At 62.1% G+C, this 8,628-nt stretch carries 11 protein-coding genes; 2 read left to right on the plus strand and 9 right to left on the minus strand.

Translation table 11 applies throughout. From position 1 onward, the window contains the following. The 7 genes from KBT70_RS14130 to KBT70_RS14160 all read right to left on the minus strand — a co-directional run. The coding region (locus KBT70_RS14130) for an ABC transporter permease subunit (protein WP_296634918.1) at positions 1 to 569 on the minus strand (569 nt) is incomplete at its 3' end. After that, on the minus strand, positions 566 to 1,447 hold the full coding sequence (locus KBT70_RS14135) for an ABC transporter permease subunit (RefSeq protein ID WP_296634922.1): 882 nt from the start codon (positions 1,445 to 1,447) through the stop codon (positions 566 to 568). The genes KBT70_RS14130 and KBT70_RS14135, both read right to left, overlap by 4 nt. A gap of 58 nt (positions 1,448 to 1,505) precedes the next feature. After that, positions 1,506 to 2,219, minus strand: a complete 714-nt coding sequence (locus tag KBT70_RS14140) for a transporter substrate-binding domain-containing protein (protein WP_296634927.1) — start codon at positions 2,217 to 2,219, stop codon at positions 1,506 to 1,508. Positions 2,220 to 2,248: 29 nt separating this feature from the next. Then, positions 2,249 to 3,025 (minus strand): ATP-binding cassette domain-containing protein, encoded by a 777-nt coding sequence (locus tag KBT70_RS14145; RefSeq protein ID WP_296634930.1) that lies wholly within the window; start codon positions 3,023 to 3,025, stop codon positions 2,249 to 2,251. A 122-nt stretch (positions 3,026 to 3,147) separates the two neighbouring features. After that, positions 3,148 to 3,903 (minus strand): PhnD/SsuA/transferrin family substrate-binding protein, encoded by a 756-nt coding sequence (locus KBT70_RS14150; RefSeq protein ID WP_296634936.1) that lies wholly within the window; start codon positions 3,901 to 3,903, stop codon positions 3,148 to 3,150. Beyond that, a complete protein-coding gene (locus KBT70_RS14155; RefSeq protein WP_296634940.1) occupies positions 3,900 to 4,340 on the minus strand; it encodes a TerB family tellurite resistance protein in 441 nt (146 codons plus the stop codon). Before KBT70_RS14155 ends, KBT70_RS14150 begins: the two co-directional genes overlap by 4 nt. A 54-nt stretch (positions 4,341 to 4,394) precedes the next feature. Beyond that, positions 4,395 to 4,832 carry a TerB family tellurite resistance protein gene (locus KBT70_RS14160; protein WP_296634944.1) on the minus strand — a complete coding sequence of 146 codons (438 nt, stop codon included), beginning with the start codon at positions 4,830 to 4,832 and terminating at the stop codon, positions 4,395 to 4,397. Between the two features lie 141 nt (positions 4,833 to 4,973). On the opposite strand from KBT70_RS14160, the gene KBT70_RS14165 reads away from it, so the two are divergent. Next, a complete protein-coding gene (locus KBT70_RS14165; RefSeq protein WP_296634947.1) occupies positions 4,974 to 5,552 on the plus strand; it encodes a hypothetical protein in 579 nt (192 codons plus the stop codon). 9 nt (positions 5,553 to 5,561) lie between these two features. Here the strand turns inward: KBT70_RS14165 and KBT70_RS14170 are convergent, their stop codons facing one another. After that, positions 5,562 to 6,869, minus strand: coding sequence for an HlyC/CorC family transporter (locus KBT70_RS14170; protein ID WP_296634950.1), 1,308 nt, complete (start codon positions 6,867 to 6,869; stop codon positions 5,562 to 5,564). A 70-nt stretch (positions 6,870 to 6,939) separates the two neighbouring features. Here KBT70_RS14170 and KBT70_RS14175 point away from each other — a divergent pair, with 70 nt between their 5' ends. Next, complete coding sequence (locus tag KBT70_RS14175; RefSeq protein WP_296634951.1) at positions 6,940 to 7,755, plus strand: metallophosphoesterase family protein; 816 nt, start codon at positions 6,940 to 6,942, stop codon at positions 7,753 to 7,755. Here the strand turns inward: KBT70_RS14175 and KBT70_RS14180 are convergent. Then, on the minus strand, positions 7,692 to 8,628 hold a 937-nt coding region (locus tag KBT70_RS14180; protein WP_296634955.1), incomplete at its 5' end, for a tyrosine recombinase. The genes KBT70_RS14175 and KBT70_RS14180 overlap by 64 nt on opposite strands.

Raw genomic sequence — 8,628 nt, forward strand, 5'->3', positions numbered from 1 at the left:
AGTGTGGTGGCGTGAAAGAGAAAGATCGCCTCATTGGTATAGGCGGGCCAGGCGAGCCGCAGCATCGTGGGCCAGATGATCCGGCGAAAGCGCGGCCAGCCGGAAAAGCCGTAAGCATCCGCCGCCTCGTCATCGCCCTTGGGGATGGAGCGCAGTGCGCCATAGAAAATCTCGCCGGAATAGGCGGCGGTGTTGAGGAACAGCACGATCATCGCGCCGAGCCAAGCCGAGGTCAGGATATCGAAGAAAGGCGAGACCGATTTGAGCGAGAGAAAGAAGAAATAAGCAAAGAAGAACTGGATAAAGAGCGGCGAGCCGCGAAAGACGAAGATGAACCATTCCGAAAGTTTGCGGATCACGCGGTTGCGCGAGCCTTTGCCGAGCGCCACAGCGGTGGCGAGGATGAAACCGCTGACAAGGGCGAAAAGCCCGAAATAGACGTTCCAGATCAGGCCAGAACCGATCAGGGTGACTTGCTCACAAAGGGTGAAATCGCTCTGAGGCAAGAGGCGTTCGCCGATGCCGATGGCGCGAAGCCCGTAGGCTTGGATGGTCTCGAGACAGCTCATGCCGCTTTCCTTTGCGCTTCGCCGCCGGTGGTGGCCTGCCCCAAGGTGAGGCGCTGCATCAGGCGTTCCAGCACCACTTCGGAGATGCGGGTGAAGCCAAGGTAGAACACCATCAGCCCCAGAAAATACCACATCCGCCAGTCGCCATGCGGATACTCGGTAAAGCGGGGATTGGCGGTGGCACCAAGTTCACGCGCCCAATAGACGATATCCTCGACCCCCAAGAGAAAGAGCAGCGGCGTGGCCTTGATCAGCACCATCCACAGATTGCCAAGGCCGGGCAGGGCGTAGACCCACATCTGCGGCACCATGATGCGCCAGAAGGCCTGACGGCGGGTCATGCCATAGGCCTCTGCGGTTTCCATCTGGGCACGGGGCACGGCGCGCATGGCACCAAAGAGCACATTGGCGGCAAAGGCGCCAAAAACGATGGCAAAGGTCAGCACGGCAAGAAGGAAGCCGTAGGATTCATGCACCCATTGCGGGGCTGTGCCAAGCGGCAGTTTGGCCGCCTGACAGACCACGAAATCATTGCCTTGTCGGATCGGTTGATCCCAATCGGGGCAGAGCACCTTGTGGCGCGCCCATTCAAAGGCCTGATCGAGTGCGATGACAAAAAAGAGGAAAAACGCGATGTCCGGCACGCCGCGCACGACCGAAATATAGGCCTTGCCAAACCAACGCAGGGGGGCGAGATGCGCCCGCGCGGCCATTGCCCCGCCAAAGCCAAAGGCAAGCGCCGCCGGTGCGGTGATCGCCAGCAGCAACAGCACCGTGCCCACCGCATAGTAGAGTTGCAGGTGTTTGGACGTGGTCAGATAGCAGGTGATCCACGCAAGCCCGTCAAGGCTGGCTGGATCGGAGCAAAAGGCAAACATCGCATTCAGCCTTGTTGGAGGGGGCGGGGCCGTGTCTAGCCCCGCCTGTCGGTCAACCTCAGAAGGTCAGGCCGATTTCCCATTTCTCGATCAGGGCGTTCAGGCTGCCATCGTCCTTCATCGACTGGATGGCGGCGTCGAACTTGGCCTTGAGTTCGGTATCGCTCTCGCGCAGGCCAAGGCCAATGCCGCCACCGATCATCACCATTTCTTCCAGCAGTTCCAGACCAGCATCCTCTTCGGCCACGGGTAGAAGGAAGGCACGGTCGGCCAGAACGGCATCCGCCTCGCCATTGCGCACGGCGGCGATGGATTCCTCGGGGGTGGCGTATTCAACCAGCGTGGCACCGCTGCTGGCGACATAGGACGCCTGAATGGTGCCCGACTGGGCCGCGATGACGCCGGATTTCACATCGACATCCGCCGAGGGGGCGAGATAGGCCGAGGGATCGGGCAGGGTGTAGTTCTGAGTGAAATCAATCACCTGATCACGCTCGTCGGTGATCGACATGCCCGCGATGATCACGTCATAGTTGCCGGACACGAGATTGGGGATGATGCTGTCCCAGTCATTCGTGACCCATTCACAGGTCAGTTCGGCGCGCTTGCACAGCTCATCTCCCAACTCGCGCTCAAACCCGTCGACCTCGCCCTTGTCGTTGATGAAGTTATACGGAGGGTAGGCGCCTTCGGTGCCAAGCCGCACGGTGTCGGCCATGGCAAAGCCTGTGGTGAGGGCCAGAGCGGCGGTGGTGAGTAGCAGTTTCTTCATGGTTTTCTCCCTTGGTTGGTGGTCTTGCCTCAGTCGCCAGTTGTGGAACTGAGGAATTGTTGCAGGCGCGTCGATTTCGGCGCGCCAAAGAGGGTATCGGGTGGGCCCTGTTCCTCGATCAGCCCTTGATGCAGGAACACGACATGGTCACTGACATCGGCAGCCATTTTCATGTCATGGGTGACGATCATCATGGTGCGGCCTTCGTTGGCCAGATCCTTGATGACACGGATCACCTCTTGTTCGAGTTCGGGGTCGAGCGCCGATGTGGGTTCGTCGAAGAGAAGCGCCTCGGGCTCCATACAGAGGGCGCGGGCGATGGCGGCGCGCTGTTGCTGGCCGCCGGACAATTGCGCCGGGTAGACATCGCATTTGTCGCCAATGCCCACCTTGTCGAGATATTTGCGTGCGGCACCTTCGGCCTCGTGCCGGTCGCGGCCAAGCACGGTCACGGGGGCCTCCATCACGTTTTGCAGGATCGTGAGATGCGCCCAGAGATTGAATTGCTGGAACACCATGCTGAGATTTGTGCGGATGCGCAGCACCTGTTTGGGATCAGCGGGATGGCGGCCCAATCCTGAGCCCTTCCACTGAACCGGCTCGCCCTTGAACAGGATATCGCCCTGTTGGCTATCCTCGAGCAGGTTGGCGCAGCGCAGGATGGTGGATTTGCCCGACCCGGACGAGCCGATGAGCGAGACCACATCCCCGCGACGGGCGGAAATGTCGACCCCCTTGATCACCTCAAGCGCGCCATAGGCCTTGTGCAGGTTGCGGATCTCGATAACCGGGGGCGTTTCGGACAAGGGCAGCTTCCGTTTTGGTGAGTTTTGACGGCTATGTGACAATAGGGCCGAAAAAATGGGCTGATGCAACTTGCAAAACGGGCGATTGGGGGGCGGTTTGCGCGAAATGACGCGCCGTCAGCTCAATTCGGAGGCGTAGGCAAAGGCGGCGGCGCGGGATTGGGCAGGGCCAGATAGTCTGCCGCCGGAATATGGGTGACGCCCTTTATCCCAAGGGCTACGCGTGTGTCATCAGGGAGCGCCAGGATTGCACTCTCCAGCGCGGCGCGCAGCGCGCCTGCATCGCGGCCAAGGGCTGTGATATAGGGCAGGGCGGGTGTGGGATCGGTATGGGTGAGCACGCGCAGGCCTGCGGTGAAGGGATCATGTGCCTGCATCAAGCGCCAACTGAGCGCGTCGAGTGCCGCAATATCAGCGCGCCCTTCGGCCACGGCCATGCCAGAGGCGCGGTGTGCGCCGGTGTGGATGGGATTGCTGAACGCAAAACCGCGCGCGGCGGCCCAGGTCTGTGGCGCAGCCCAGCCAGATTGCGACAGGGCATCGTTATAGGCGAGGCGCGCGGTGGCAAACTCCTGAGGGTCCGCGCGCGGATCATCGGCGCGGGCGACAAAGACGCTATAGTAAAGCCCCGGTGGACAGTCGGGCAGGTCGAGCACGGGGCTGCCCACCAGCGTCACGTGGCCATGCAGCCGCGCGCGGTAGGGATAGCCGCAGGTTTGCGAGAGCAGGAGATCGGGGCTAAGCCAGTGATCCCAAACGTCGCCATCGCGCGTCAGGTGTTCGGGTCCTTCGCCCAAGGCCGCGCGGAGACCCTGCCAGAGCGCATCGTTGGCCGCCGCTGTCTCGGGGCGGTCATACATGGGAAGGCTCGCGATCATTCCTGACCGATGACGCGCTGACGGGCGAGGGCGCTTTCCTGATCCGTGATGCCCAAGAGGCTGGCCACCAGCCGCAAGAGCGCATCCTCATCCGCCTCGCGTTGGCCATCGGCCAAGGCCACTTGCCAGAGCGCCTCGATCACGCCCAGACGGTCCTCATGGGGCACCGCGTCCTTGATCGCGCGGGTAAAGCGGACGGTGTCGGGGGCCTCGCTCTCGAGCGTTTCCGCTTGCTGGCGCAGGGCCTCGGCCTCGGGTTGAGGCAGGCCGTAACGGGCAGAGATGATGCGCGTGATGCGGATGATCTCGGCGGCGGCATAGTCTCCGTCGGTGCGTGCGACACGCACGAGGAGGGCACAGAGCGCCAGACGGGCATCACCGCCGGTCAGGGGCTCGGGGGCTGGTTGGATCAGCCGTTTCAGGAAATCTGCAAACATGGCTCTGGTATAGGATGCCACGCGCGGCGCGCCAATGGGGAATTGCGGGGGGTGCTATTGCGCCTCGGCGAGGGCGCGAGCGGAGTCACTGTCGGCATGGCTCAGACCCATCGCCTCGCGCGCTGCGTCGATCACCTGCAATTCCTCGGGCTGGCTCGCGCCGTCCGACAGCACCACTTCCCACAGCGCCTCGAGCGCCCCAAGACGCGCCTCGAGACTTACGGTCTCGCGGATGATGTGGCCAAAGCGGTCGGTGTCGGGGGCCGCATGCTCTATGCGTTCCGAGAGGGCGCGCATCTTGGCCGCCTGCACCGGACCAAGCCCGTAGATTCGCGCCAAGAGACGGTCGATCCGCTTGATTTCAGCCAGTTCGTAATGGTGATCGGATTTCGCCACGCGCACCATCAACGCGCCCAATGCCAGCTTGTCATCCGGCTCTGGAAGGGGGGCGGGTTTGGCCGCGGCGAAGCTGTGCAGAATACGTGTCAACATAAGGATAGACTAACCGCCAAAGCGGCTTGCCCCAAGCGGATTTTTGACACTTGCCTAAATCGTGTCACAGTTGTTCCGCACAAAGCGCACTTTCACCGCTCAGAGATAGCGCATTGTTTTTTCGCGATAGTTACGGAGCCGATGATGCCGCATGCCAGTCCGTTTGATTGGTCCGCAAGCCCTGTGGCGCAGCAGATCGCGCATTTGCGCGACCTCTCTCCTGAGGCATTCCGCGAGGCGATTGCGGGCTATGACTGGGCGCTTGATCCCGAGCCGGTTCTAGGCTGGGCCATGGCGCAGCGCGGCATTGATCTGTGCACGGCGCTTGCCGTGTTTTTCAACGGCGATCCGGGGCGGTTCAACTATATGCCCAAGGCGCATGTGCCCGCGCAGTATCGTGGCGTCGCCCGCGTGCTGGACAACATCTGTTTGCGGGTCAACAGCGGCTTTTACCTGATTTATCCTGGTGAGACGCCGCGCCATCAGGCCCGGCTCTCGACATGGCTCGGCTATCAGCAGGCAGACCGCGCCGAAGGGCGGCGGGGCCGCTGGATGCTCGACGAGCGCATCCTCGCCCCGATGTTACAGGATGATCTGCGCCTGCCGCGTGAAATGGCCCCGGCGGGCAAGCCGCGCCCAAGCCTGTGGCGGGATCTGCTCAGCCCGATCATCGGGCTGGGGGTGGATCGCGATATCCTAAAGTACAAGGACCCGCTCTGATCCCTGAATTCAGAGTTTGCGCACCTTGAGTTTGGTGATGCGGTTGGCGTTTCGGGCCATGACCTGAAACCGGAAGCCGTGAAAGATAAAGACCTGATCGACCTTGGGGATCATCTGCGCCTCGTGGATCACGAGGCCTGCAACGGTATTTGCCGCGTCATCCGGGAGGTTCCAGTCATTCGCGCGGTTGAGGTCGCGAATGGTCATGGCACCATCGACGAGAAACTGATTGTCCTCGGTCCGGCGCACGGGGTGTTCGGCGTCGGGATCGAACTCGTCGGTGATTTCGCCGACGATTTCCTCGAGAATATCCTCGAGCGTGATCAGGCCCTGCAGCGTGCCATATTCATCCACCACCATGGCAAAATGGCTGCGCATGCGCAGGAATTGTCGCATCTGATCGTCGAGCGTGGTGGTTTCGGGCACGAAATAGGGTTTGCGCGCGATGCTGCAGACGTCAAAATCCTTGAGGGCTGCCGCCCCGAGTTCCGATGAGGTGATCAGTTTGTGAATGGCGCGCAAGAGGTCCTTGGCGTGGACCACACCGATGATGTTGTCGGGGTCATCGCGATAGAGCGGCAGGCGGGTGTGGTTGCTCTTGAGGCATTGATCGAGGATCGCGTCGGGCTCTGCCTCGGCATCGATCATCTCGATCCGCGAGCGATGCAGCATGATTTCCTCGACCGCGCGTTCGCCCAGATCCAGCGCGCCAAGGATACGGTCGCGGTCCTCTTTCTCGACCACGCCTTCGGATTGACCCAGATAGAGCGCGCCAGCGATTTCCTCGCGCACGGCCAAAATGTGGCTGTCAGGATCGGTCTGCACGCCAAAGAGCGCCAGAACCCGCCGCACGAACCAGCGCACGGCGGTCACGATGGGCGAAAAGACCTTGATCACCCAGACAATCAGTGGGGCGGTGCGGGCGGCGGCGGCTTCGGCATTGGTGATGGCGTAGGTCTTGGGCAGAACCTCTGCAAAAACCAGCACGAGAATGGTCATCACGAGCGTCGCCAAGGCCACGCCGCTCTCGCCGAAGAGGCGGGTAAAGAGCGCGGTGGCCAGCGAGGCCGCAAGAATATTCACCATATTGTTGCCCAAGAGCACCGAGCCGATCAGCCGCTCGTTGTCCTCGGTGATCCGGAGCGCGGTTTCCGCCCCGCGAGAGCCCTTTTCGGCCTGCGCGCGCAGTTTCCCGCGTGAGGCGGCGGTAAGGGCTGTTTCGCTGCCGGAAAAGAATGCGGACATCACCAAAAGCGCGACGATTGCGCCGATGGTGATCCAGAATGTCAGGTCGGTTGCGCTTGACGCGGCTTCCATATCTGTGCGGTCCCTCTTAGTTTACAGGGTTATGGGGCGTCCGCCCCCTGCATTCAAGGGAGCATGGGCGATGCGGATCGCGGATTTGGGAGAGTTGCGGGGGCCTGTGCTGATTTTTGGCGGGCCCTATTCCAATTTGCAGGCAACACAGGCGATTTTGGCGCAGGCACGCGGCCGTGACATCGCCCCGGAGCGGATGATCTGCACCGGCGATGTGGTGGCCTATTGCGCCGAGCCCGCCGAGACGGTGGCGCTGATCCGCGCGGCGGGCTGTGCCGTGCTTGCGGGCAATTGCGAGCGGCAATTGGCGCAGAACGCGATGGATTGCGGCTGTGGATTTGATGCCGGCACGTATTGTGATCTCTTGTCGGCGGGGTGGTATGCCCATGCGAACCGATCGGTTGGTGCCGACGCGCGCGCTTGGATGGACGGGTTGCCCGATCTCATTCTCTTTACCCATGCCGGACGGCGTGCGGCGGTGATCCATGGCGGGTTGTCGGATGTCAGCCGCTTTGTCTGGCCTGTGTCCGATGTGGCGGTATTTGAGGAAGAAATATCGCGTATTCAAGAGGTTGCAGGCCATATTGATCTGGTTTTCGCGGGTCATTCCGGGCTCATGTTCCAGCGCCAGATTGGTGCTGTCGACTGGATCAATGCCGGGGCCATTGGCATGCCGCCGCATGATGGCCGGGTCGAGACCGGATTTGCGGTGCTGGATCACGGCGTGACCTTTCACCGCCTCGCCTATGATCATCGGGGTGCCGCGGCTGCAATGCGGGCGGCGGGGCTGGTTCAGGGCTATGATCGCGCGCTCTTGAGCGGTTACTGGCCCTCGGAAGACGTGCTGCCCCCGGTCTTGCGTCGGGCGGCCTGTGCCAACGGGTGATGCTCCTGCACGAGCGCCTGAAGGCGGGCCTCGAGCACATGGGTGTAAATCTCGGTCGTGGCCACATCGGCATGGCCCAAAAGGGTCTGGATCACCCGCAGATCGGCACCATTGGCCAGAAGATGCGTGGCAAAGGCATGGCGCAATGTATGCGGTGTTACCTTGTCGGGATCAACATGAGCTTTTACAGATATTTCCTTGATAAGATTATAAAATCTGTGGCGCGTAAGATGGCCTGTGACACCACCGGAGGCAAAGAGATAGGGTGAGGATGGCTGGCCGTTGGCGCGCCGCGCACTCTCCTCCGCGTCGCGAATCGCGAGCCAATCGGCGAGCGCCAGACGCGCGGGCGGCGAAAGTGGCACCATGCGCTCCTTGCCCCCCTTGCCGCGCACCAGAATCATGCGGGGATCGCCCCTGGCTGCGGCGAGGGGCAGCGAGACAAGTTCGCTCACGCGCATGCCGGTGGCATAGAGCAGCGCCACGAGACTGGCGTTGCGGCTGCGCTCGGCCGGGGTGCGCCCGTGGGTCGGGGCGATGTCGAGCAGGCGGCTGACTTCTTCCTCGCTCAGGGTCTTGGGGAGGCGCTGCGCCTTGCCCGGCCCCTTGATGCGAATGGCGGGGTTGTCCGCGCGCAACCGCTCGTCAAAGGCAAAGCGGTAAAGCTGCCGAATCGCGGAGAGCCTGCGCGCCCGCGTGGCCCGTGCCAGACCCTGCGCGTCGCAATGGATCAGGTAGTTATCAATGTCGGATTGCGAGAGGGTTGTCAGCGCAAGCCCTTGATTTGAAACCCAATCGGTAAAATCTCGCAAATCGCGCGCATAGGCCAGAAGCGTGTTCTTCGCGGCCCCCAGTTCGGCGGCCTGCGCCTCG

Origin of the sequence: Roseovarius sp. (assembly GCF_018066915.1) — a bacterium.
In the GTDB taxonomy this organism is placed as follows: Bacteria; Pseudomonadota; Alphaproteobacteria; order Rhodobacterales; family Rhodobacteraceae; genus Roseovarius.